This window comes from Chromohalobacter sp. 48-RD10, assembly GCF_029889785.1.
GTDB lineage: Bacteria > Pseudomonadota > Gammaproteobacteria > Pseudomonadales > Halomonadaceae > Chromohalobacter.
This window is the reverse complement of record NZ_JARANX010000002.1, coordinates 87156-111342: the sequence shown is the minus strand read 5'-3', so window position 1 is coordinate 111342 and position 24187 is coordinate 87156. Positions and strand designations below refer to the sequence as shown.

Below are 24187 nucleotides of genomic sequence, written 5' to 3'. Positions count from 1 at the left end.
GTCGCGAAGCAGGTCGTACGGCGTTCTTGTTCACTCTAGACGATATCGGCGCCGTGACGCTTGCCTTATCTGGCGCCGGCGCGTCGGCCTTGCCAGGCGGAAAGCGAATATAGCGCCAATCCGAGCCAGATGAGTACGAAGGTGATGAGTTGCAGCGTGCCTAATGGCTCACGAAAGATCAGCAGTGCGATCAAGAATTGCAAGGTGGGGTTGATGTACATCAAGAACCCTACTGTCGACAGGCGCAGTCGGCGCGCGGCTCCGGCGAAGGCCAGCAATGGCAGAGCCGTCAGGGCGCCACTCGCTACCAGCAGCGTGGTGTTACGCGCGGTGCCCCCGAAATGGGACAGGCCGGCAACCTCGAACCAGGCCACGGCAAGCAAGCCGAGGGGCAGCAATATGAGTGTCTCGACGAACAGTCCCGAAAGGCCGTCCAGGCTGACCTGCTTACGCAACAGGCCATAGGTGCCGAAGCTGAGAGCAAGACAAATGCTGATCCACGGCAGACCACCGAGCCCCACCAGTTGAACGCCGATGGCGATGATGGCGATGGCCACTGCGGTGCCCTGGAGACGTGACATGCGTTCGCGCAGTACCAGCATGCCCAGCGCTACGTTGACCAGTGGCGTCATGAAATAGCCGAGGCTGGCCTGGAGAACGTGGTGGGTTTCCACGGCATAGATATAGAGCCCCCAGTTGAAGCCGATGAGCAAGGCACAGCCGAGTACCCGTACCAGCAGATGCGGCGCGCGCAAGGCGGCCATGACCGGCTGCCAGCGCCCTAAGAGGGTCACCACGAGGACCAGAAACAGGCACGCCCAGAGGATGCGATGGGTGAGGATTTCCCAAGCGGGTACACCCTCGAAAAGCGAGAAAAAAAGCGGAAAGCAGCCCCATAGCGTATAGGCGACCACGCCGAACATGACACCCTTGGCGGCTTCCTTATCCGCGGCAGTCGTCGGTGCGCAAGACGTGTCTTGCGGGGCACTCTCTTTAGCACTCTCTCGAGTCATGGGGACCTCAGCGTGGGGCGATAAAGCCGAACAGGAGAACGCTAATCTAACATGGACGAAAGAGACTTGCCGCCGCCCTGAGCTGGCCTTCAGACTGAAGCATCAATCTGGGAGGTGTGTAATGAGTGAATTACGTACGACTCTGGTGCAGGCCGACCTGCGCTGGGAAGATCCCCAAGCCAATTGCCGTTTGCTCGAGGAACGTCTGGGCACGCTCTCGGCGGACGATACGGACTTGATCGTGCTGCCGGAAATGTTCGCTACGGGGTTCACCATGAATTCCCGTGAGATGGCCGAGCCCATGGCGCAAAGTGCCACCGTTGCCTGGATGGCCGAACAAGCCCGCCAGCGTGGTTGCGTAGTGACCGGCAGCGTGGCCGTGGTCGAGGACGACGAATATTTCAATCGTCTTATCTGGGCGCGCCCGGATGGCGATATCACGCATTACGACAAGCGCCACCTGTTCCGCATGGCCGGCGAGCACGAGCGCTATGGCATGGGCAGCGAGCGCGTCATCGTCGAGCTCAAGGGCTTTCGCATTCTGTTGAGTGTCTGCTATGACCTGCGATTTCCCGTATGGCTGCGCCAGCAGCCCGCGCCGGGCGAGCATTTCGAGTATGATGCGCTGCTGTGCGTTGCCAACTGGCCCGCGCCCCGTCGTCAGCCTTGGCGGACCCTGCTACAGGCGCGTGCCGTCGAGAATCTCTGCTATGTAATCGGCGTCAATCGCGTAGGAGAAGATGCCAAGGGGCTGGCGTATGCGGGTGACTCGATGCTTGTCGACTTCAAGGGCGAGCCCTTGATCGACGAGCCGCGCGACGCGCCTTTCATGCGTACCGGCTTCCTGGATCGTCAGGCGCTGAGTACGTTCCGTGACAAATTTCCGGCCTGGATGGACGCCGATCGCTTCCAGGTCGAGGAGTGAATTGACTGCATGCGTCTCGACCGTTTTTTAAGTGAAAGTACCGAGCTGACGCGCTCGCTAGCCAAGAAAGCCCTGCACCGCGGCGAGGTCGAGGTGGATGGTGATGTGATCAAAAATGCCGCCTTCAAACTCGGTGACGAACAGGACGTACGCTGGATGGGGGAGCCCTTGGCTCTGGTCGGCGTGCGCTATCTGATGCTCAATAAGCCCACGGGCTATGAGTGCACGACACGGCCGGGGTGTTATCCCTCGTTGATCGAGTTGCTGGATGTCACTAAGCGTAGTCGCTTGCACATCGCAGGACGCTTGGATGTCGATACTACAGGGCTTGTGTTGATCACCGAGGATGGGCAATGGTCGCATCGACTGACATCCCCCAAGCGACGTTGCGACAAGCATTATCTCGTGACGCTGGCTCAACCGCTGATGGAAGGGGCGGAAGATCTCCTGGCAGCGGGGCTAATGCTGGAAAAGGAAGATAAGCCGACGTTGCCCGCGCGCCTCGAACGTTTGCCGACGCCGGACGAAGATGAGGTGGTTCAGGCGCGTCTGATCATCCAGGAAGGCCGCTACCACCAGATCAAGCGCATGTTCGCGGCGCTGGGTAACGAGGTCGTGGCACTGCATCGTGAACGGATCGGCGATATCGTCCTCGACTCAGCGCTAGCGCCAGGCGAGTGGCGAGAGCTTAGCGAAGCGGAAGTCGCATCCATCTAGTTTATACCGTTATCTTATCCCCGCGCTTATAGCTCCTTAACCTGACAACCCGGCCATGGCGTACAAAAAAGTCCGTCAGGTGCCGAATTTCAATCCAGAGGCCTCGAGAAGACGCTTGGTATACGCTTCTTGAGGTTGCTTGAGTAACGCTTCACAGTCGCCTTGCTCGACGATCTCGCCGTCTTTAAGCACCACGATGCGGTGCGCCATGGCGCGTACGACGGCGAGATCATGGCTGATGAATAGGTAACTCAGCCCGCGTCTCGCTTGAAGCCCGCGCAGCAAACCGATGAGCTGTTTCTGCACGCTGCGGTCGAGTGCAGAGGTCGGCTCGTCGAGCACGAGTAGATCGGGCTCGAGAATGATGGCGCGTGCCACGGCGATACGCTGGCGTTGGCCTCCGGAGAACTCGTGCGGATAGCGTGCCGCGCAATTCGCCGGCAGACCGACTTCTTCGAGGGTGGTGGCAACACGTTGCTGGATCTCTGCGTCGCTGAGTGCCGGGTGATGAAAACGCAGCCCTTCGCTGACGATATCCATGACGGGCATACGCGGCGAGAGCGAGCCGTAAGGATCCTGGAAGACGACTTGAAAGCGCCGCCGACGGCGGCGTAGTGCGTTGCCACGCAACTTATCCAGGCGTTCGCCATCGAAGACGATCTCGCCGTCGGCGGCGGTCAGGCGTAGAAGCGCCAGCGCCAGCGTGGTCTTGCCAGAGCCCGATTCGCCGACCAGGCCCAGAGTCTCGCCGCGTGCCAGGGTGATATCCAGCGGCTGGACGGCCACGAAGGGGGCGGGACGGCGCCCGAACCAGGATCTGCTCCGCGCGAAAGAGACGCTGAGGCGGCGTGCCTCGAGCAGCATCGTGCGGGTCTCCGGCAACGGCGCGGCATGGCCATCGGGATTGGCGGCAAGCAGGTGTTGGGTATAGGCCGCGCGGGGGGTATCGAAGACGCGTGTAATGCTGCCACTTTCGACGAGTCGTCCGTGCTGCATGACATGCACGCTGTCGGCATGCTGGCGTACCAGATTGAGGTCGTGGGTGATGAACAGCATGGCCATGCCATTGGCGTCGCGTAGCCACGCCAGCAAGGCCAGGATTTCCTGTTGAACAGTGACATCGAGCGCCGTGGTCGGCTCGTCGGCAATGAGCAGTCGCGGCTTGTTGGCGATGGCCATGGCGATCACCACGCGCTGACGTTGCCCGCCCGAGAGCTGATGGGGGTGCGCCTCGAGGAGTTCGTCAGGGCGTGGCAACTGTACTTCCATCAGCAATTCCCGAGCGCGCTGACGGGCGGCACGGCCGCGCAAGCCTTGATGCAGACGTAGGGTTTCGCTGAGCTGCTTGCCGACCGGGTGCAAGGGGTTGAGCGAGGTCGTGGGCTCCTGGAATACGAAGCCGACTTGACCGCCGCGCAGCGTATTCCAGCGACGCGGTGATAGCCCTTCGAGAGACTCTCCGCAGAGCCGGCGTCCGCCTTCGACTCGCGCGCCGGGCGGCAGCAGATCGAGGGCGCCTAGGGCGGAGACCGACTTGCCGGAGCCCGATTCGCCGACCAACGCCGTGGTTTCGCCACGGCGGATGGTGAGTGACAGGTCCTCGACGACACGCATGTCGCCGAAGGCGATGCTCAGCGCATCGAGTTCGAATACGACGTCGTCATTGGCCATGCGCGGTTCTCCCGGGTAGATCGTCGGTATCGGCGGAGGTCGACGGGGTGCTGCTGGGCACGTGGCGCGGGTCGAAGGCGTCACGCAGTCCTTCGCCGATAAAGACCAGTAGCGACAGCATGATCCCGAGGCTCAGGAAGGCCGTAATGCCGAGCCAGGGGGCCTGCAGGTTGTTCTTGCCCTGGGCGACGAGTTCGCCCAGCGAGGGCGAGCCTGGTGGTAGGCCGAAGCCCAGGAAATCCAGCGCGGTGAGGGTGGTGATCGCGCCGGTGAACAGAAACGGGATGAAAGTCAGAGTGGCGACCATGGCGTTGGGCAGCACATGGCGCCACATGATCAGGCGCGATGGCAGTCCCAAGGCGCGCGCCGCGCGTACGTACTCGAGGTTGCGTGCGCGCAGGAATTCGGCACGCACGATGTCGACCAGCCCCAGCCAGGAAAACAGCAGCATGATGCCCAGCAACCACCACAGGTTGGGCTGCACCAGGCTGGCGAGGATGATCAGCAGGAACAGCACCGGCATACCCGACCAGATCTCGATGATGCGTTGGCCGATCAAATCGACCTTGCCACCGAAATAGCCCTGTACACCGCCGAATAGGACGCCCAGCGCCATGGAGCCCAGCGTCAGGACCACGGCGAAGACTACCGACAGACGAAAGCCGTAGAGCACCCGGGCGAAGACGTCGCGGCCATGATCGTCGGTTCCCAGCCAGTGGCGTGGCGAGGGCGGCGAGGGGGCGGGCCCGGTCAGCTCGCGGTCCAGCGTGTCGTAGGAGAAGGGCACGGCCGGCCATAGCATCCAGCCCTGCGCGGCGATGTTTTCCCGCACGGTGGGATCGCGATAGTCGGCCGTGGTGGGGAGGAAGCCGCCGAACTCGGTGTCGGGATAATCGAATACCACCGGGGCGTACCACTGGCCTTGGTAGTGCATGACGATGGGCTTGTCGTTGGCGATCAACTCGGCGCCCAGGCTGACGATCAACAGCAGAGCGAAGGCCCACAGCGACCACCAGGCGCGTCCGTTGCCGCGAAAGACCTGCCAGCGGCGGCGGGCGATGGGAGACGGCCGTGCGCGCATGCGAAGTGTCATCATGCCCCCCGTGTCGCGAAGTCGATGCGCGGGTCGACCCACACATAGGTGAGATCGGAGATCAGCTTGAGCACCAAGCCGATCAAAGTGTAGAGATACAAAGTGCCGAAGATGACCGGGTAATCGCGCTGCATCACGGCCTCGAAGCCGAGCAGCCCGAGGCCGTCGAGCGAGAAGATGACCTCGATCAGCAGCGATCCGGTGAAGAAGATGCCCACCAGTGCCGAGGGGAGTCCCGCGATGATGATCAGCATGGCATTGCGGAATACGTGCCCGTAGAGCACGCGGCCTTCGCCGGCGCCTTTGGCACGTGCGGTGAGCACGTATTGTTTATGGATTTCATCGAGGAAGCTGTTCTTGGTCAGCATGGTGAGCGTGGCGAAGCTGCCGATGGCCGAGGCCAGTACGGGCAGCGTGATGTGCCAGAAGTAATCCTGGATCTTGCCCCACCAGGAAAGATCGCCGAAGTCGGGTGAGGTCAGCCCGCGCAGCGGGAACCAGTCCAGGTAGCTGCCGCCGGCGAACACCACGATCAGGAAGATGGCGAACAAGAACCCCGGCACGGCGTATCCCACGATGATCAGTCCCGAGGTCCAGACATCGAAGCGCGAGCCATGGCGTAGGGCCTTGCGTATGCCGAGCGGTATCGAGATCGAATACACCAGCAGCGTCGTCCAGAGTCCCAGCGAGATCGAAACGGGCAGGCGTTCGACGATCAGGTCGGTCACTGGCCGCCCGCGAAAGAAGCTATCGCCGAGATCGAAGGTGGCGTAATCGGCCAGCATGCCGAAGAATCGCTCTACGGGGGGCTCATCGAAGCCGAATTGCTTTTCCAATGCCGCTTGGAGGCGTGGGTCGATGCCGCGCGCGTTGCGGGTATCACCGTTGGAGGTCTCGCCGCCGCCTTCCAGGCGCGTGCTGGCGTTGCTGTCCATGCCTTCGAAGCGGGCCAGCATCTGGTCGATAGGGCCGCCCGGTGCCACCTGCACGATAATGAAGTTGAGCAGCAAGATGCCCAACAGGGTGGGGATCATCAGTAACAGGCGGCGTAGAATGTAGTTAGCCACGATGCGGTCCTTAGCGTTCACCACGCTGACGTTGTTCTATCCGCGACGCGCGCTGTGGGTCGACCCACCAGCTCGATAGATCGAAGGTGTATTCGGGGAATGGCTGGGGGTAGCCGAACTTGTCCCATAGCGCCACGCGAGTGCCATCGAGGTGCCATTGGGGAATGACGTAAAAACCCCAGCGCAGGACGCGGTCGAGGGCGTGTGCGGCAGTGTCCAGTGCCTGCCGGCTGTCGGCGCGGATCAGGCTGTCGACCAGACCGTCGATGGCGGGGTTCTGTAAGCCGATCAAGTTGCGGCTGCGGGGTGCGTCGGCGTAGTCGCTGGTCCAGAATTCGCGCTGTTCGTTACCTGGGTTGGCGGACTGCGGGAAGCTGCCGAGGATCAGGTCGAAATCGAAGTTGCGCTGGCGCGTCAGGAACTGATTGACGTCGACCACGCGCAGGCTGGCCTCGATGCCGAGGCGCTCGAGGTTGTGAATCAACGGCAGGGTGACGCGTTCGAACTGGGTGTCGTAGAGCAGGAATTCGAGACGCAGCGGCTGCTGGGTCTCGTTGTTGATCAGAATGCCATCATGGACCTCATAGCCGGCGTCGCGCAACAGTCCCAGTGCCTTTTTCAGGCGCTGTCGTAGCGTCTCGGGCCGGGGAGCGGGCAAGGGCGTATCGAAGACGTCCTGCGGCAGGCGGTCCCGGTAGGGCGTGAGCAGCTCGCGTTCGGCGTCGCTGGGCAGGCTACTGGCTTCCATCTCGGAGCTCTCGAAGTAGCTATCGGTCTCCTCGTAAGCGCCGTAGAAGAGATGCGTGTTGAGCCAGTCGAAGTCGGTGGCCAGAGTCAACGCCTCGCGAACGCGGCGGTCCTGGAATTTCTCGCGCCGCAGGTTCATGACGAAGGCCTGCATGCCGGCGGGCTGCGCGTCGGGGACGACCATGCGCTTGATGTAGCCTTCTTCGCGCGCGGGGGTATCGTAAGCAGTGGCCCAGTTCTTGGCACTACTTTCGCGGCGCAGATCGAGATTGCCGGCCTTGAAGGCCTCCAGCGCCACGGTTTGATCTCGGTAGTAGTCGTAGATCAGGCGGTCGATATTGTGCCGGCCGCGATTGATGGGCAGGTCGCGCCCCCAGTAATCCTCGACACGGCGATAGACGATGCGGCGTCCCGGCGAAAGGCTCTCGACTTCATAAGGGCCGGATCCCAGTGGCTTGTTTAATGTCGGCGTGGCAAAGTCCCGCGACGCCCAGTAGTGCTTGGGCAGCACCGGAAGCTGGCCGAGGATCAATGGCAACTCGCGCGAATTGTTGTCGCTGAATTCGAAGCGCACGGTGTCGTCATTCAGCGCTTCGATCTTGTCGACATCGGCGTAGTAGGCGCGATAGAACGGCTGCCCCTCGTCGCGCAGCAGGCGAAAGCTGAATACGACATCTTCCGCCGTTACAGGATGGCCGTCGTGGAAGCGTGCTTCCGGGCGCAAGTCGATTTCCATCCAGTGGCGGTCGGGGTCGAGGCGGATACCGCCTGCCAGTAACCCATACATGGTGAAGGGCTCATCGGCGCTGGATTCCATCAAGGTATCGTAGACGTGATTCAGGCCCTCGGCCGGATTGCCCTGAATGATGAAGGCGTTGGTCGAATCGAAGCTGCCTTGTGCGGCTTGCCGTAATTCACCGCCCTTGGGGGCATCCGGATTGGTGTAGGGCAAGTGCGAGAAGTCATCGGGCAGGGCGGGCGCATCGTAGAGCGAAATCCCCGTGACGGTTGGCACGTCTGCGGCCGGTACGGCCAGTGCCGCGAGGCTGGTCGCCCATAGGCAAGAACCCAACAGCAAGGTGATAACGAACGAGGGCATCAACCGGTTCCTTGAAGCAAGATGCGAACGGGCCGGTGAAACACCGGCCCGTTTGCTAGCCTACCCCAGCGGTGTCGCGTTGAGTAGAGGTATCGCTCAATGCGCTCAGCGAGAAGCCTGGCGCAAGGTCAGGCGTTGCCCGGGTTGCAGATAATCGCCTCTATCGAGCTGGTTCCAGCGTGCCAGATCGCCGACGCTGACGCCATGACGCGCCGCGATACGCGACAAGCTGTCCCCTGGTTTGACTCTGACTTCGCGCGTGGCGTCGCGACTGGCCAGGTTGGGGGAATGGCCGGTGGACGGCACCACCAGCGATTGCCCGATGCGCAACGTATCGCCACTGAGCGCATTCTGCTGACGCAATACGCTGATGGGAATGTCATGACGTGCGGCGATGCCGGAGAGTGTATCGCCGCGTTTGACTACATAATGCGCTTTGGCCTGACGCTTCTCGGCAGGCATCGTTTCGAGCTTGGCGAGAAAGCGCTGTCGGCTGTCGGCGGGAATCACCAGCTTCGCGTTTTGACTGGGGCGTGTCGCTTCGCGTCGAAAGGCCGGGTTGAGTTCGCGCAGGCGTTGTTCGCTAACGCCGGCAAGTTGCGCGGCATCGGTCAACGCGAGTTGGCCTTGGGTTTTTACCTGTGCGATGGCCGGGCGATCGGGAATATCGGGCAGGCTGATCGCGTAGCGCTGCGGATCGGATACCACTGCGGCCAACGCCAATAGTTTGGGCACATAATCCATGGTTTGATCGGGCAGCGAGAGGTGCCAGTAATCGATAGGCTGGCCTTGAGCGGCGGCACGCTCACGGGCGCGATTGACCGTGCCCGCGCCCGCATTGTAAGCGGCCAGGGCAAGCTCGAGATTGCCCTCATACCATTGGTCGGCGAGTGTTTGCAGATAGTCGAGAGCGGCGGTTGTCGAGGCGATGACATCGCGACGCCCGTCATACCACCATGTGTCGGTCAGGCCCATGGCCTCGCCAGTGCCCGGCATGAACTGCCATAGTCCTGAGGCGCCGCCGGGATGAGAGGCAGTGGGGTCGTAAGCGCTTTCGATAAACGGCAGGAGCGCCAGTTCGGTGGGCATGTCGCGCGCTTCGAGCTGACGGGTGACCCAGCGTAGCCAGGGGCGCGCATTCTGGGCCACGGCCGAGACGTACTCGGGATGCTCGGAAAAGTAGTCGAGCCATTCCTTGACGCGCGGATTATCGATATCGTGGGACAGTCCGAAGCCGCTTTTAAGGCGCGTCCAGGCATCGGCTTGCACGGCGCTTTGAAGCTCCAGTGCGTGCCAGAAGGTCCCTTGGTACGCCGATGCAGTCGTGTCGCCGCCGGTCGGTGAGTCGCTGGCCGCAAGTGCGGGTAGCGACAAGGTGATCAGAAAAAGACCTCCCGCCAAGCTCAGGGCTTGGCGGCGGGTCGATCGAACGTGCATGGGAAGCGAACCTCTCGAGGGCTATGACGTCAGCTTGACATGGTGTTGCTAGAAACGGTTTTTCCATTCGCGCAAGGTGGCGAAGGTGCTGCTGGCGTCGTCGGCGTTACCTTGTTCGGCCACTGCGCTGAGCAGGCCGGGTTGGTCGATGCGCAAGAAGGGGTTGATCTGGCGCTCGACACCGATGTTGGTGGGTAACGTGGGGCGCTCCAGCTGGCGTGCTTTTTCGCACTCCTCGAGGTAGGTGTCCCGCGTAGGGTTGTCGGGCTCGGCAGCTTGGGCGAAGCGCAGATTAGCCAGCGTATATTCGTGACCCGCGAATACCATGGTGTCGTCGGGCAATGCCGCGAGGCGCTCGAGTGAGCGCTGCATTTGTGCCGGCGAGCCTTCGAACAAGCGCCCGCAACCGGCCGAGAACATCACATCGCCGCAGAACAGCAGCCCCGGCGTTCCGGGGGCATATAACGCGACGTGGTCGAGTGTATGACCGGGGACCGCGAAGACTTCGAAGCGCCGGCCTTGCACGCGGAAGTCGTCGCCGTCGCCAACGACTTCTTCAACGGCGGGGATGGCCGAGTTGTCGGGGCCTATTACGCGTGGTCCGTAGCGTTTGACCAACGTGTCGATGCCGCCTGTGTGATCGTGATGATGGTGGGTGACCAAAATCGCTACCAGGTTCAGGTTTTCACGCTCAAGGTATTCGATGACGGGTTGCGCGTCGCCGGGATCGACGATCGCTACCTTATCGCTGGCATCCTGACGGAGCAGCCAGATATAGTTGTCTTGGAACGCAGGAATTGGAATCACGGTCAACATAGTACGCTAGACCTCGGCAAACGTCGGAAACACGCCTCTCGTCGCGCCATGCACGATGACGCACGGCAGCGTAAAATGCGACAACCTTGGGGGGAATGGGCCGTCGTGTCAAATTCGCATATGACAATGACGTTGGCGCAGGCTATCTGTGAAGGGCGCCGCTTCTGGGGCTCCGAAGAGGGCGTTGCATTATGGCAGGCACAGCGTGCGTGCCTGGGGCCACTCTGCGAGTCGCACTTCGGATCTCACAGCCTGCAGCTCGGTATGGCTTCGCGGCTGACCGATATGTGCCCCATTCGTCATGCGATGAGCTGGGCGCCGACGCGCGCCTTGGCTCAGGATGATGCCTCCTTGATATGCGATCCCAGCGCCTTGCCGCTTCCCGATGAAAGCCTCGATCTCGTGCTGGTGCATCATCTGCTGGAGGTAATGCCCAACGCGCATCATCTGGTGCATGAGGCGGCACGGGTCACGCGGGATGATGGCTTGCTGGTCATGATGGGCTGGAATCCCTTTGGTGCTGATGTCCTGGGGCATTTGTCCCCTGCCAATCGGCGTCGTTGGCCCTGCAAGGGTCGCTGGCGGCGCAGTGGCCGGTTGCGGGAGTGGCTGGCGTTTGTCGATTTCGAGATCGACCGCGTAGACTACTGCGGCTTTCGCCTGCCTGGCGGGCATATTCACAACTTGGGGCTCGAAACGCTGGGGCGTCGCTATAATCTCCCATTTGGGGGATGTTATCTGATCGTGGCCCGGCGTAAGCAGATCCCTATACAACCGGTGCGCACCTTACTGCGCCGCGATTCGATGGCGGACAACTGGCTCGGCCCCGCCGCGCTTCATCGCGATCACCGCGGGCGCTCGGGTCATGCCACGCACGCCCACGACGATAGGATGGCCGAGGTTGACTGATACTCCCCCCGTGGGCGATATGCCCCATGTGACTATTTATACCGACGGCGCCTGTCGCGGTAACCCCGGGCCCGGCGGTTGGGGCGCAGTGCTGCGTTACAGCCAGCATGAGAAAACCCTCAATGGCGGCGAAGCCGAGACCACCAACAATCGCATGGAGCTGACGGCCGCCATTCGGGCGCTGCGTATCTTGACGCGTCCTTGTGAGGTGGCGCTATGGACCGATTCCGAGTATCTGCGTAAAGGCATCACCGAATGGGTCCATGGCTGGATCAAGCGTGGCTGGAAGACCGCCGCCAAGAAGCCGGTCAAGAACGCCGAGTTGTGGCGTGAACTACTCGAGGAGGCTCAGCGCCATCGTATCGAATGGCACTGGGTAAAAGGACATAGCGGCCACGAAGGTAACGAACTGGCCGATACGCTCGCCAATGCCGCCACCGACGATGTCCAGGCGGCTCAGCGGCGGGCCATGGCAGGAGAAAAGTAAGCAATGCGTCAGATCGTACTGGATACCGAAACGACCGGCATCGACCCCAAGGATGGGCATCGCCTGATCGAAATTGGGGCGGTGGAGGTCGTCAATCGCCGGCTGACCGGCAATAACTTCCATCAATACATCAATCCCGAACGCGATATCGATGCCGAGGCCATGGAAATACACGGCATCACCAATGAACGCGTCGCCGATGAGCCGGTGTTCGCGGATGTTGCCGATGCCTTCTGGGAATACATTTACGGCGCCGAACTGGTGATCCACAACGCGGCGTTCGACGTCGGCTTCATCGACCATGAGTTCGGCCTGCTGCAGAACAAGCGGAGTGGGCCACGGCTGGGTCCGGTCGCGGATCATTGCGGTGTGCTCGATACCTTGGCCATGGCGCGTAAGCTGCATCCTGGACAGCGCAATAATCTGGACGCGTTGTGCAAGCGTTACGCCATCGATAACGGTCGTCGGGTGCTCCACGGGGCCTTGCTGGACGCCGAGATTCTCTCCGATGTCTATCTGGCAATGACCGGGGGGCAGACGGCGCTTTCACTTGCCGGTGTCGAAGGTGCCGCTGGCGGCGACGCGGAGGGTGCGAATAGCGTTAGTGGTATTCGGCGTGTGGCCCGAGAAGGGGTAACGCTGGCGGTGACACGACCCAGCGAGACGGAATTGAGTGCGCACCGGGCCAAGCTCGATAGCATTCGCCAGGCGGCGGGTGAGTGTCATTGGGACACGTTGGACGACACGTCTCAGGGGCCCGCATGACGACCACTTCGACTCCGGCATTCGTGAGAGAACTGCCCGGTGCGCAGACGCCGCGCTGGGGGTATTGGATTCGTTTCGGCGAAGCGGGTATCGCCCCTGGTGAAGAGACGGGTATTTTGCAATCCCCGGCTGCCTGGCCCGAACAGGCCATGCCGCTGGGGATGTGGCAAGGCTTGCCGGTGGCGATGGTGCACGAGGCTGGCGAGTCGAGCTGGCCTGCGGCGCGTGATTGGTTGGCGCGATTACCCGCCGCACAGGGCGATCTGCTGGCGACGGCGCTGCAAGTCTTTGCCTGGGCGCGCGATCATCGTTTTTGTGGACGCTGCGGAACGCCGATGCAGCGTCTTTCGCACGAGTTTGCCATGCAGTGCAAAGCGTGCGGTCATCGCAGCTATCCACGCATCTCGCCGTGCATCATTACGCTGGTTACCCATGGACGGGATCTGTTGCTGGCGCGCAACGCGCGTTTCCCTGCGCGGCGTTATTCCACCTTGGCGGGGTTCATCGAGCCGGGGGAAACCGCCGAGAGTGCGGTGCGACGTGAAGTTCACGAGGAAGTCGGGATCGAGATCGGGCGGGTCAGTTTCTTCCGCAGCCAATCATGGCCGTTTCCGCATTCGCTGATGCTGGGGTTCTTCGCCGAAGCGGCCAGCCGACGCATCCGTATCGATGGCGTAGAGATCGCAGATGCTGCCTGGTTCACACCACGCCATTTGCCGGAATTGCCCCCCAGCCACTCGATCTCGCGTCAGTTGATCGAAACGCACCTCAGTGCAGTGGCGATGCGCTGAGAGATGTCATGGCGTGGAAATAAGCAAGGAAAGAATTAGCTGCTGGGGAACAGGCTGGTGAGCTTGCTGGCCAGCATGACATTGCCGGCGGCTTTCAGCTTGCCGCTCATGAAGGCTTGCATGCCGCTGACTTCACCGCTCATCACGCCCTTCAGGGTCTCGGTGTCGGTGGTCAGGCTGACGGAAGGGTCGTCGTGTTCGCCTTGCTGAACGTCCAGGGTGCCGTCCTGAACATGCAGGTAATAGTCATCGGCATCGCTGATGTGGAACTGGAAGATATCATTCATGCCTCGGGCGGCGGCAGGATCGAAGCGCGACTGAAGTTTTTCGATGACGGTGCTGGCGTCGGCCATGATCGGTCACTCTATGGTGTTGATGGAAGTTTCAGCCTATTTCAAACAAATGTTTCATACAAGAGCTGCATTGATTGTCATCCAAGCATGAGGTAGCGACGTGATTGAATGGATAGCGGAATACGCTTTGTTCGCCGCCAAGTTGGCGACACTGGTAATCGCCCTGGGCGTACTGATCGTGCTGGTGGTGTCCCTCAAGCAACGCGCCAGTGGGCAAGGCGATGATCATCGCCTACGCGTGGTGACATTGAATGAGCGCCAGCGGCGGCGGGGTGAATCGTTACGCCTGGCCGGGATGTCGCCCGCACGGCGGCGTCACGCACAAAAGGCGTTGCGCAAGCAGGAAAAGGCACGTCGCAAGGGAAAGGGTGACGCATCTGACGAAGTGTCATCGCGGGTGTGGGTGCTCGACTTCGATGGCGATCTCAAGGCATCACGCACTCCGCAACTTGCAGAGCAGGTCTCGCTCTTGCTGGACGAACTGCAGGCCGAGGATGAAGTGGTCGTGCGTCTCACCTCGGGGGGCGGCCTGGTTCACGCCTACGGACTTGCCGCTGCGCAGCTCGACCGGCTGCGCGATGCCGGAGCGCATCTTACCGTGTGCGTCGATAAGGTCGCCGCCAGTGGGGGGTACATGATGGCTTGCTGCGCGGATCGTTTGATCGCGGCGCCATTCGCTGTCCTCGGGTCGATCGGCGTGGTCGCGCAGATGCCCAACGTGCATCGCCTGCTCAAGAAGCACGATATCGATGTCGAACTGCTCACGGCGGGGCGTTACAAGCGGACCTTGACCATGCTCGGGGAAAATACTGATGAGGGGCGCGCCAAGTTTCTCGACGATTTGCAGGAAACCCATGATCTCTTCAAGCGCTACGTCGGCGAGCGGCGTCCGACGCTGGAAGTCGACAAGGTGGCGACCGGCGAAATCTGGTATGGCCGTCAGGCCCTCGAGGATGGCTTGATCGATGAGATCGCCACCAGCGACGGTTATCTTGCGGCACGCATGCAGGCAGCGCGGATCCTGCATGTGACGCTAGAGCCGCGCCATTCACTGTTGCAGCGTGTCGGCGTGGGGGCCTCGATGGGGATCGAGCGTCTTGGGGATCGCGTCATGGAACGCTTGGAAGCCAGCAGTTGGCAGCGGCGTTGAGCCGCTGCCAGGGCCGGTTTAGCGGGGTTTGGCGTAGAGCGCGACCAGCGAGTCGATCACGGTGCGGGCCTCGTCGCCCGCCAGTGAATAGTAGATGGTCTGCGAGGCACGGCGTGTGACCACCAGGTTCTCACGGCGCAGGATGGCCAGGTGCTGCGAGAGCGCCGACTGACTGAGATTGAGCTTGCGATTCAGCTCGGTCACCGAAAGCTCTGCGTTGTCGAGCAGGCACAGGATGCGCAGGCGGTTTTCGTTGGCCATGGCCTTGAGTAGCGTCGTGCCTTTGTCGATAGCGCCGTAACCGGCGTCGATCAGGGTGGAGGCAGGCTGGAGCGGACGCATATTGTCTCTCCTACATTGGGATTGGCGATGGATTGCCGAAGGGCGAGGGATAAGCGCCCCACGGCAAAGGGATGCTTGCGTGTCGAATGACTGTCTATGTCGGGTGTGTCCTTTCACCCATGGGACAACCAGTCATTCCCTGTTACTCATTCTTGATTTAGTGAATATTCAATAACTTCGCCAGCCCTGTCCAAGGTAGCCTTCAACGGTATTTCAGCGCTTGGGATTGCAGCGTTATCGGCAGGCCGTGGGACGGGGCATTGCTACGGCACTTGTTGTATTGTAAGGCATTGAAGTAATGACGATAGTTCCTTTTCGTCCTTGGCACTTGGCGATACACGCGTACTCCCATGCCGAGGGCAGATGAGGCGTCTCGCTGGCCGGCATCGGTGAAATCCTTTACAATCCCGCCGCTTTCGCTCGGCGTCCTTCGCGCCGTCCTGCCTTGAGGGTTCCCTTACCCCTCGGCCTCTTTCGGCAACTAAAAAGGTGCTGCATGTTTGCCCTCGATTCTCGCCAGGCGCGCCGCTTGATGGGTTGGCTCGTGAGTTTCCACATCATCGTCATCGCGACCAGCAATTATCTGGTGCAATTGCCGTTCTCGATGTTTGGCGTACACACTACTTGGGGAGCATTCAGCTTTCCGTTCATCTTTCTTGCTACGGACCTGACCGTGCGGCTGTTCGGGAAACGTCGGGCGCGCACGACCATCGCGCGGGTCATGCTGCCTGCCTTGCTGGTTTCCTATGTGGTGTCGGTGCTGTTTCAGGACGGTGCCTTCCAAGGCGTTGCGTCGCTGGGTGGCTGGAGCCTGTTCGTGGGGCGAATCGCCCTGGCGAGTTTCATGGCCTATGTGCTGGGACAATTGCTGGACATTTACGTCTTCGATCGGATGCGACGGTTGCGCGCCTGGTGGGTGGCTCCGGCGTTTTCGACGCTATTGGGTAACCTGGCCGATACCTTTGCGTTTTTTGCCATCGCCTTCTGGAATGGGCCCAATGCGTTCATGAGCGCGCACTGGATTGAAATCGCCTGGGTAGATTATGCCATCAAGTTGAGCGTCAGCCTGGCCTTCTTCCTGCCGTTGTATGGCGTACTGCTGGGGGCGTTGACGCGTCGCCTGGCGCATGTCGCCGATGCCTCCGAACAGGTGTCAGGGCGCAATGCCTGAAACGCCTCTGATATCATGCCGGCATGACTTGAATGGCTGACGAGGCATATTGTGGAATTACATCATGTCGATACTGGCGGCGCCGGGCGTCCGCTGGTGGTGTTGCATGGCTTGTTCGGAAGCGCTGACAATTGGCGCTCGCATATCAAGCGCTGGCAAGAAAGCCGCCGTGTGATCGCCGTCGATCTGCGCAACCACGGCAAATCTCCTCACCAGGCAGGCATGAGCTATGCCGTCCAGGCAGCGGACGTCGAGGCCTTGCTGGATCGTCTGGCGATTGATAGCTGCGATCTTCTAGGTCACTCGATGGGAGGCAAGGTCGCCATCACGTTGGCGCGTCAAGCGCCTGAGCGTGTGGCACGCTTGATCGTCGCCGACATCGCGCCGATTGCTTACGAGCACGGACACGAGGCGATCTTCCAGGCCATGCGTGCGGTCGAACGGCAGCCGCCTTCGGACCGCAAGGAAGCCGACCGGATCATGACGGAATTCGTCGAGACGCAGGCGACGCGTCAGTTCCTGGCGACCAATCTGACTCGTGGTGAGAATGCCACGCTGATATGGCGCGTGGGACTCGACGAGATTGAGGAAGATTACGCCCATATCGTCGCGGTGCCGGACGGGGAAGGTGCCTATACAGGACCGACGCTCGTGCTGCGGGGCGGGCGTTCCGACTACGTGAGCGACGACGTCTTGCCGGCGGTCGAGGCGGTGTTGCCCGAGGCCTGTATCGAGACCATTCCCGGTGCTGGGCATTGGCTGCATGCCGAGCAGCCCGAGGCGTTTCAGCAAGCCTTGGCACGTTTTATAGCGACATGAAATGACGCGCCGACCATGCGCGGAAACGTTTCTCGCATGGTCGGCGCGCTCGGGGTCAAGGCTGGCTGAGATCGACGGCGAGGCGTGATAGCGGGCTCTTGGCCTTGATCTCGCCGCGCTCGAGCAGAAACGACTCGAAGGCCTCGTAGCGACGCCCATCGAGGGCTGCGGGCCGCAAGGCGAAGCGTGGAATGGTGTTGTACCAGGCTTTCTTGTTGACCGGTGTGTCCAGTGCTGGATCAGAGGCCTTGAAGGCTTCCCAGCCCTCATCAGGGTGATTGATGATCCACGCCGTGGCTTCCTCGATGGCAGCCATGAAACGGGTATAGGCATCGCGATGCTCATCCAGGGTGTCGCGATTGGCGATGAAAATCAGTTCATCGTAGGTGGGCACGCCTTCTTCCTCGATATAGAAGGCGCGGCCCTTGACGCCTTCCTGCGCCATCTGTGCCAGTTCGAAGTTGCGAAATGCACCGGTAACGGCATCGACTTTTTCGCCGATCAGCGCCGGTGTCAACGCAAAGTTGACGTTGACCATCTCGACATCATCCGGCGCCACGCCATTGTGCTCGAGCGTGGTATTGAGCAGCACTTCCTCGACGCCGCCTACCGAATAGCCGATGCTTTTGCCGGCCAGGTCTTCCATGCTCTCTATATCGCTGTCGGCACGCACCAGCGTGATGTTGAGCGGCGTTGCGATCAGAGTGCCCACGCGCACCAGCGGCAAGCCCTGGTCGACTTGCAGGTGCAACTGAGGCTGATAGCTGATGGCCAGGTCGACCTTGCCGGCGGCGACCAGCTTGGGAGGGACGCTGGGATCGGCGGGCGAGACCAGTTTCACGTCGAGCCCGTGGCGCTTGAAGAAGCCGCGTTGCTGGGCGATGACCAGGGGAGCATGCGACGGGTTGGTGTACCAGTCGAGCATGACCTTCAGGGATGTCGTCTCCGTGGTGTCGTCGTCTGCAGCCCAAGCCGGGCCGGGAGCGATCAATATCAGCGCAAGGCAAGCTCCCATGAGGCGTCGAGTCAAACGTAGCATGTGATGTTCTCCTGCGGATCCCCGCCCGTTGAAGCGTGGCGGGCATTATCGTTATCGCCGTGTAAGGCGGCGTATGGGGCGTTGCCACGCGATGGCGGAAGCTGCCCCGGGTGATTTTCAGCTAGTAGCGCCGGTGCGATCTTCGTGCCATGGCATGAGGCGTCGCATCACGGCGTCGGTGGTGAAGTAGAGCGCGACTCCGAAGGTGACGAGAATCATTAGGGCGGCAAACATCAGATCGACCTGCATGCGTGCGTTGGCATCGAGCATCAAATAACCCAGGCCTTGACTGGAGCCAACCCATTCGCCGATCACAGCACCGATGGGGGCGGCACTGGCGGCCATGCGCATGCCCGATGCCAGCGCCGGTAAGGCGGCGGGCAGTTGGATGCGCAACAGTCGGCGTTGACGGTTGGCTCCCAGTGTCTGGGCCAGGTCCAGCCATCCTTGGGGCGTCTGGCGCAGGCCGTCGTAGCATGTCGAGGCGACCGGGAAGTAAATGATCAACGTGGCCATGACGATTTTCGCGGTCATCCCATAACCTAGCCATAGCATGAGAATAGGCGCGAGGGCGAACAAGGGCACGGCTTGGCTGATCAGCAGTATCGGCAGCAGGGTACGCCGCAATCCGTGAAAGCGCGCCAGGGCTAGCGCGGTACCTAGCCCGCTGATGCACCCGATGAGCAGCCCCGCGACAATCTCGATCACCGTGATACCGGCATGATGCCACAGCAGTTGCTGGTGCGCCGTGAACGCTTGCATGACGGCAAGCGGCGAGGGTAGCACGTAGCCGGGTACGCCGGTGACGACGACGAGCACCTGCCAAAGCCCGAGTAAGGTGATGATTCCCAATAGAGCGGGCCAGAGACGCTTGAATACGCTCATGCAACGCTCTCGTTGGTGTTGGTATGAGGGGCGGAGTGAAGATGCGCCACCAACTGCGATTGCATGCGCTGTATATCGGGTGCGTCGAGGGCGCGAGGACGTTGTCCGCCGGGCACATCGAAGTCGCTCAAAGACGCCGGTTGATTACCGAGTATCAGGATTCGATCGCTCAGGCGCAGGGCTTCGAGTGGATCGTGCGTCACCAATAGCACTGTACGCCCGGCCAGCAGGCGTGCGGCGAGTTCATGCAATTCCAGGCGGGTGATAGCGTCGACGGCGGAAAAAGGCTCGTCCATCAATACCACCGGCGCCTCCTCGAAGAGTGTCCGTGCCAGCGCGACGCGTTGACGCTCTCCGCCGGATAACGTCTTGGGCCACTGCTCGGCTTTGTCGCTGAGGCCGACGTCGTTGAGCAGGGTCATCGCGTGCTGACGTTGTGCCACCGTGGGGCGGCCACGCAGCGCGGGACCGAGCAGGACGTTGTCGATGACCTTGCGCCAGGGCAGCAACTGATCCTGCTGGGCCATCCACGCCAGGCGGCCGGTCAGCGGGCGTTGATCATCGGTGGTGAGGGTCAAGTCATGGGTATCGGGAATGGGCAGGTCGGCGATCATGCGCAGCAAGGAGCTTTTGCCGCTGCCGCTGCGGCCGAGCAGCCCTGTCCAACTGCCTGCGGCGAAGGTGGCCGAAAGGCCATCGAATAGCCATTGCCCTGAAAAGGCAAGCCGCGCCTTGGACAGGGAAAAACCGAGGGACGTCATCAAGGCTCCATGAATGGGGCGAAGGACGTGCCGACGGCACGCTCTGGTATTTCCTCCGCCGGTGCTAACCGGATCAGGTTTCAGGGTTGCGCGTGGCGCTCTCAGCCCATTGCGTGGTGGGCACCCCTATCCAGAGATGGTTATTGTATCCTGATATGGTGGCGACTGCACAGACGTGCCAGGGGCGCCATCTCGCTATCGCTTGGGTTGTCAGGAGTGTGCATGTATCCCGATCCCGCATTGACGCATCGCGTCGAGGTTTTTACCGGCCATGCGCTTGCCCCGTTGCCACTGGCCTGGGATGACAGCGCCAACTGGTTGTGGCGAACGCACGATGAGGCGCCGCAGTTGCTCAAGCTGGCACGCACGCACCCGGCTCATGACCCCTTCTGGCAAGGGGTGGATCGCCTCTTCGGCTTCGATCGCTGGCGCTGCCCCGAGGCGCTGACACGTTTGGCCGGTGCCTTGCCGATACATTTACCGCTTCCGCCATTGCCTTTGACGTATCTGGGCGCGCTACACCAGACGCCGCTCTGGAGTCTGCCCTGGAGCGATGGTATGCCGGCACGGATGGGGGAGGTGTTCGCTGAACTTTTAGGAAGTCAGCTGGGGCACCTGCATCGCGAAACGGTGTCGGGGTGGGGACATCCTTTGGAGGCGGTCTGGATGTTATCGGAGTGGCCGCGACGGGCGCATGATTTTTTGAAGCACCATCCATGTTGCGCCGATTGGCCGACGCCTCCCGATTTTCCCGTCCCGTCACGCGCGGTGTGGTGCCTGCCCGATTTGCGTAGCGATCAATTCCTGTGCGGTGCCACCGGTTGGCTATGGAGTGACTGGGAGGCGCTGGTATGGGCGCCGATCGAGTTCGATCTCTGTGTGGTTGAGCTGCTCATCACGAGATCCGCTGAGAGAGACGCCTTTGTCACTGCTTATCGGCGACAGTCGCCCGATGTCGCGCTTGGCGAATACCGCCGAGGGATGCGTGCTCTTATCTGGGCCATGCGATTACAGGGCGATATCGATTGGCGTATCTTGGAAACGCATCCTGCCTGGCTAATGTAGGTGACAGCATGACGCGTCGGGACATGGCATACTAGGCCCTTGAATTTAGGGAGATAGTCGTTAGTCGTGGATACCATCAATAGCCTTTTTTTGTTTTCGGGGTTTCTAATCGCGCTGAGCATCGTTGCGAGCCGTGTTTCGTCGCGTATCGGTGTGCCGCTGTTGGTGCTGTTCCTGGGGTTGGGCATGATGGCCGGCGAGGAAGGTGTACTGGGCATCGAGTTTGACGACTATTCGCTGGCCTACCTGATCGGGCACCTGGCGTTGGCGATGATTCTCCTCGATGGCGGCCTGCGCACGCGGCTCAAGACGTTCCGTGTGGGGCTCAAGCCGGCACTGTGCCTAGCGACACTGGGGGTCTTCGTGACCAGTGGCCTCGTTGGCCTTTTTGCGACTTGGGTATTCAACCTTTCCTTAGTGGAAGGCCTGCTGGTGGGGGCAATTGTTGGTTCCACGGATGCTGCTGCGGTCTTTTCGATGCTCAGCGGCCAGGGTGTGACGCTCAACGAACGGGTGGGCGCGACGCTCGAGATCGAGTCGGGCACCAACGACCCGATGGCGATCTTCTTGACGATCACCCTGGCCGAAGTACTGGTAAACGGTACCAGCGGCATCGGGCACACCTTAATGACGTTCACCTCGCAGTTCGGGTTGGGCTTGTTGTTCGGTGTCGGGGGCGGCTGGCTAGCGGCCAAGCTGCTGCGCTGGCTCGACCTGGCGTCGGGGCTCTATTCGCTACTGGCGCTGGCGTCGGGCTTTTTCATCTTTGGCTTGACCAGCGCGGCTGGTGGTAGTGGTTTCTTGGCGATTTATCTGGCGGGCTTGATGATCGGCAACCAGCCCGGGCGGCATCTCACGCATATTCTGCCGGTCCACGATGGCTTGGCGTGGCTGAGTCAGATCGGGCTTTTCCTGGTGCTGGGGTTGTTGGTGACACCCAGCGAAATGATCGATTATGCGGTGCCGGGGGCCGTCCTGGCATTGGGCCTGATCTTCGTGGCGCGCCCATTGGCCGTATTGATCTCGCTCAAGCCGTTCTTCAGTTTTCGCTGGCGGGAACTCGGTTTCATTTCCTGGGTGGGCTTGCGCGGTGCAGTGCCTATCGTGCTCGCCATTTTTCCGGTGATCGCCGGGGTCGAGAATGCGACGCTGTATTTCAATGTCGCCTTCTTCGTGGTGCTGATGTCGCTATTGATGCAGGGAGCCTCCCTGGCACGGGTAGCGCGTTGGATGCGCGTCGAGGTGCCGGCCGGCACGACGCCCAATCGCCGCGGCCCGCTGGGCGTGCTGCCGGAAAACGACTATGAAATGTTCGTCTACAAGGTCGAGAACGAAGCGCTCGAGGACGTGCCCATACGCTTGCTGCGTTTCCCGTCAGGGGCCTTGATTTCCGGCCTTTTTCGCAAGCACACCATGCTGCATGCCAAAGGCAGTACGCGACTGAAGCTTGGCGATGTCATTTGCGTCATCGGGCGCAGCGAGGATCTGCCAGCGCTCAATCGCTTGTTCAACGGAGACGCCACGCTCAAGCGTGAACGTGCCTTCTTTGGCACCTTTACGTTGGATGGAGAAGCCGTCATGAGCGACGTGGCGGATGCCTATGGGCTGACCTTAAGCGCCGGTGAACAGAACATGACCCTGGGCGAATTCGTGTCGCTGCGCGTCGGTGGCCATCCCGTGGTAGGGGATGATGTCGACTGGCATGGCTTTCACTGGGTCGTCAATGCGGTGGAAGGTAACCGGGTGACGCGGGTCGGGTTGAGGCTTTATCACTGAACCAGGTACATGAATGCAATAAGCGCACAGCGCGTTATCTTGTTCTACGCTGAGTAGATTGTCTTGTCCTGCGGAGTTTGTCATGTTCATGCCCCAGCGGGGTCTCTATCGTTGTCGCGCTTGTCAGGTTGAAGTATTCATCAAGGCAGCCCGGCGACCGCTGGAAGCAAGGTGCCCGGAATGCGAGGCGTGTGATTTCGAGAGCGTCGAGATGGCCGGCGCGCATCCGCGTGCCAGCGTCGATGAGCTGCTGGCGAAGGCGCTGGAGCGCGAAGGCAGCGACTTACGTGATGGTGGTCCTAGGCACGTTGGAGAAGCGGCGTTTCGCGATATTTAAACGGCCTTTGAAGTATTTCCGTTAGTTGATAAGGAGCCGTTCGCGTGATTCAACGGCACGGTCCCAATGAGTGCGGCCGCGATTTCATCGTCGGTGATATACACGGCCAATTGGCGTTGCTTCATGACAGGTTGAACGCAGTCGGTTTCGACCGACAACGGGATAGACTGTTCAGTGTCGGGGATCTGATCGATCGTGGCGCCGATAGTCTCCAGTGTTTATCTCTCGTCCTCGAATCCTGGTTCTACGCCGTGCGTGGCAATCACGAAATGCTGGCGTATGAAGCGTTGCTGGGCGAGGAAAGAGGCAGTCTAAAAACCCGCGATGCCTGGATGATCAACGGCGGCACTTGGGCGCTGGAGGCGGGGTTGGCCGAGGCGCAGATGCTGCTCCAGCAGTCTTTGCCTTGCATGCCCTATGCGCGCGAAATATCAGTCGCCGGTAAGCGTCTCGGCATTGTCCACGCCGAACCCCCCTTAGACTGGCGGGACATCGTAACGCCTTCGCAGGACCAGCTCTGGGGAAGAACGCGCATCCGGCGTGGCGATGAGACTCCGGTCAGCGGTATCGATGCCGTGGTGGTGGGACACACCATTGTAGAGCGACCCACGTGGCTGGGGAACGTCCACTACATCGACACCGGTGCCTTTACGACAGGAAGACTAACACTCATCGAAGCACGCACGCTGATGAGCGGTATCGAGCCGCGACGTAAGATGTGACATCCCGAAACGAAAACGCCCCGAGATCAGTAGGTTACTGAAACTCGGGGCGTTAAGATGCAATGGCGGAGGGACAGGGATTCGAACCCTGGGAAGGCTACAAACCTTCGCCGGTTTTCAAGACCGGTGCATTCAACCGCTCTGCCATCCCTCCGGCTCACGGCGTTGTATATTACCAGCATTCATCGAGTCGTCAAGACTTTTTGTGCTTTCAATGAGTTAAAACAACG

General features: G+C 61.0%; 25 protein-coding genes, 1 tRNA gene and 1 riboswitch. Of the genes, 13 read left to right on the top strand and 13 right to left on the bottom strand.

Annotated elements, in window-relative coordinates; all coding sequences use genetic code 11:
- Positions 1–65: 65 nt before the first annotated feature.
- Positions 66–923, bottom strand: a complete 858-nt coding sequence (rarD, locus tag OP496_RS03330; protein ID WP_280562375.1) for an EamA family transporter RarD — start codon at positions 921–923, stop codon at positions 66–68.
- Positions 924–1134: 211 nt separating this feature from the next.
- Here rarD and OP496_RS03325 point away from each other — a divergent pair, with 211 nt between their 5' ends.
- Positions 1135–1938: an amidohydrolase gene (locus OP496_RS03325; protein ID WP_280562048.1), complete on the top strand. Its 804-nt coding sequence runs from the start codon at positions 1135–1137 to the stop codon at positions 1936–1938.
- Between the two features lie 9 nt (positions 1939–1947).
- Positions 1948–2655: a 16S rRNA pseudouridine(516) synthase RsuA gene (gene rsuA, locus OP496_RS03320; RefSeq protein ID WP_280562047.1), complete on the top strand. Its 708-nt coding sequence runs from the start codon at positions 1948–1950 to the stop codon at positions 2653–2655.
- Between the two features lie 75 nt (positions 2656–2730).
- Here the strand turns inward: rsuA and OP496_RS03315 are convergent, their stop codons facing one another.
- From OP496_RS03315 to gloB, 6 genes are all read right to left on the bottom strand, one after another.
- Positions 2731–4326: a dipeptide ABC transporter ATP-binding protein gene (locus tag OP496_RS03315; RefSeq protein ID WP_280562046.1), complete on the bottom strand. Its 1596-nt coding sequence runs from the start codon at positions 4324–4326 to the stop codon at positions 2731–2733.
- Positions 4316–5407, bottom strand: a complete 1092-nt coding sequence (locus OP496_RS03310) for an ABC transporter permease (protein WP_280562045.1) — start codon at positions 5405–5407, stop codon at positions 4316–4318. The genes OP496_RS03315 and OP496_RS03310 overlap by 11 nt, the downstream gene beginning before the upstream one ends.
- Before the next feature lie 11 nt (positions 5408–5418).
- Positions 5419–6486, bottom strand: coding sequence for a microcin C ABC transporter permease YejB (locus OP496_RS03305; protein ID WP_280562044.1), 1068 nt, complete (start codon positions 6484–6486; stop codon positions 5419–5421).
- A 10-nt stretch (positions 6487–6496) separates the two neighbouring features.
- Positions 6497–8332 (bottom strand): extracellular solute-binding protein, encoded by a 1836-nt coding sequence (locus OP496_RS03300; RefSeq protein ID WP_280562043.1) that lies wholly within the window; start codon positions 8330–8332, stop codon positions 6497–6499.
- 105 nt (positions 8333–8437) lie between these two features.
- On the bottom strand, positions 8438–9769 hold the full coding sequence (locus OP496_RS03295; protein WP_280562042.1) for a LysM peptidoglycan-binding domain-containing protein: 1332 nt from the start codon (positions 9767–9769) through the stop codon (positions 8438–8440).
- 48 nt (positions 9770–9817) lie between these two features.
- Entirely contained in the window at positions 9818–10585 is a 768-nt protein-coding gene (gene gloB, locus OP496_RS03290) for a hydroxyacylglutathione hydrolase (RefSeq protein WP_280562041.1), read from the bottom strand.
- 105 nt (positions 10586–10690) lie between these two features.
- Between gloB and OP496_RS03285 the strand changes: the two genes are divergently transcribed.
- Genes OP496_RS03285 through nudC form a run of 4 tightly spaced genes read left to right on the top strand, consistent with a single transcriptional unit; the run spans position 10691 to position 13537 of the window.
- The gene (locus tag OP496_RS03285; protein WP_280562040.1) at positions 10691–11494 is read left to right on the top strand and encodes a methyltransferase domain-containing protein; all 804 of its coding nucleotides are present in this window, start codon (positions 10691–10693) and stop codon (positions 11492–11494) included.
- Between the two features lie 19 nt (positions 11495–11513).
- Positions 11514–11981 carry a ribonuclease HI gene (rnhA, locus tag OP496_RS03280; protein ID WP_280562374.1) on the top strand — a complete coding sequence of 156 codons (468 nt, stop codon included), beginning with the start codon at positions 11514–11516 and terminating at the stop codon, positions 11979–11981.
- 3 nt (positions 11982–11984) lie between these two features.
- Complete coding sequence (gene dnaQ / locus OP496_RS03275) at positions 11985–12746, top strand: DNA polymerase III subunit epsilon (RefSeq protein WP_280562039.1); 762 nt, start codon at positions 11985–11987, stop codon at positions 12744–12746.
- Positions 12743–13537 (top strand): NAD(+) diphosphatase, encoded by a 795-nt coding sequence (gene nudC, locus OP496_RS03270; RefSeq protein ID WP_280562038.1) that lies wholly within the window; start codon positions 12743–12745, stop codon positions 13535–13537. The genes dnaQ and nudC overlap by 4 nt, the downstream gene beginning before the upstream one ends.
- Positions 13538–13572: 35 nt before the next feature.
- Here nudC and OP496_RS03265 read toward each other — a convergent pair whose 3' ends face one another.
- The gene (locus tag OP496_RS03265) at positions 13573–13890 is read right to left on the bottom strand and encodes an SCP2 sterol-binding domain-containing protein (RefSeq protein WP_280562037.1); all 318 of its coding nucleotides are present in this window, start codon (positions 13888–13890) and stop codon (positions 13573–13575) included.
- A gap of 100 nt (positions 13891–13990) precedes the next feature.
- Here OP496_RS03265 and sohB point away from each other — a divergent pair, with 100 nt between their 5' ends.
- Entirely contained in the window at positions 13991–15040 is a 1050-nt protein-coding gene (gene sohB, locus OP496_RS03260; protein ID WP_280562036.1) for a protease SohB, read from the top strand.
- Between the two features lie 18 nt (positions 15041–15058).
- On the opposite strand, the gene OP496_RS03255 is transcribed toward sohB, so the two are convergent.
- On the bottom strand, positions 15059–15382 hold the full coding sequence (locus OP496_RS03255) for a metalloregulator ArsR/SmtB family transcription factor (protein ID WP_280562035.1): 324 nt from the start codon (positions 15380–15382) through the stop codon (positions 15059–15061).
- A gap of 496 nt (positions 15383–15878) precedes the next feature.
- Between OP496_RS03255 and OP496_RS03250 the strand changes: the two genes are divergently transcribed.
- Both OP496_RS03250 and OP496_RS03245 read left to right on the top strand, forming a co-directional pair.
- Entirely contained in the window at positions 15879–16553 is a 675-nt protein-coding gene (locus OP496_RS03250; RefSeq protein WP_280562034.1) for a 7-cyano-7-deazaguanine/7-aminomethyl-7-deazaguanine transporter, read from the top strand.
- A 51-nt stretch (positions 16554–16604) separates the two neighbouring features.
- Positions 16605–17372, top strand: coding sequence for an alpha/beta fold hydrolase (locus OP496_RS03245; protein ID WP_280562033.1), 768 nt, complete (start codon positions 16605–16607; stop codon positions 17370–17372).
- A gap of 55 nt (positions 17373–17427) precedes the next feature.
- Here the strand turns inward: OP496_RS03245 and OP496_RS03240 are convergent, their stop codons facing one another.
- The 3 genes from OP496_RS03240 to OP496_RS03230 form a co-directional block, all read right to left on the bottom strand.
- Positions 17428–18411 carry an ABC transporter substrate-binding protein gene (locus OP496_RS03240; protein ID WP_280562032.1) on the bottom strand — a complete coding sequence of 328 codons (984 nt, stop codon included), beginning with the start codon at positions 18409–18411 and terminating at the stop codon, positions 17428–17430.
- Positions 18412–18528: 117 nt separating this feature from the next.
- Positions 18529–19296, bottom strand: a complete 768-nt coding sequence (locus OP496_RS03235; protein ID WP_280562031.1) for an ABC transporter permease — start codon at positions 19294–19296, stop codon at positions 18529–18531.
- Complete coding sequence (locus OP496_RS03230; protein WP_280562030.1) at positions 19293–20057, bottom strand: ABC transporter ATP-binding protein; 765 nt, start codon at positions 20055–20057, stop codon at positions 19293–19295. Before OP496_RS03230 ends, OP496_RS03235 begins: the two co-directional genes overlap by 4 nt.
- Before the next feature lie 33 nt (positions 20058–20090).
- A riboswitch (TPP riboswitch) is annotated at positions 20091–20195 on the bottom strand.
- Positions 20196–20279: 84 nt separating this feature from the next.
- Here OP496_RS03230 and OP496_RS03225 point away from each other — a divergent pair.
- From OP496_RS03225 to OP496_RS03210, 4 genes are all read left to right on the top strand, one after another.
- Positions 20280–21122, top strand: a complete 843-nt coding sequence (locus OP496_RS03225) for a hypothetical protein (RefSeq protein ID WP_280562029.1) — start codon at positions 20280–20282, stop codon at positions 21120–21122.
- 66 nt (positions 21123–21188) lie between these two features.
- The gene (locus tag OP496_RS03220; RefSeq protein ID WP_280562028.1) at positions 21189–22898 is read left to right on the top strand and encodes a potassium/proton antiporter; all 1710 of its coding nucleotides are present in this window, start codon (positions 21189–21191) and stop codon (positions 22896–22898) included.
- Positions 22899–22980: 82 nt separating this feature from the next.
- Complete coding sequence (locus OP496_RS03215) at positions 22981–23235, top strand: hypothetical protein (protein WP_280562027.1); 255 nt, start codon at positions 22981–22983, stop codon at positions 23233–23235.
- Positions 23236–23279: 44 nt separating this feature from the next.
- On the top strand, positions 23280–23957 hold the full coding sequence (locus OP496_RS03210) for a metallophosphoesterase (RefSeq protein WP_280562026.1): 678 nt from the start codon (positions 23280–23282) through the stop codon (positions 23955–23957).
- A 63-nt stretch (positions 23958–24020) separates the two neighbouring features.
- Here the strand turns inward: OP496_RS03210 and OP496_RS03205 are convergent.
- Positions 24021–24111, bottom strand: a tRNA-Ser gene (locus OP496_RS03205).
- Positions 24112–24187: the final 76 nt, after the last annotated feature.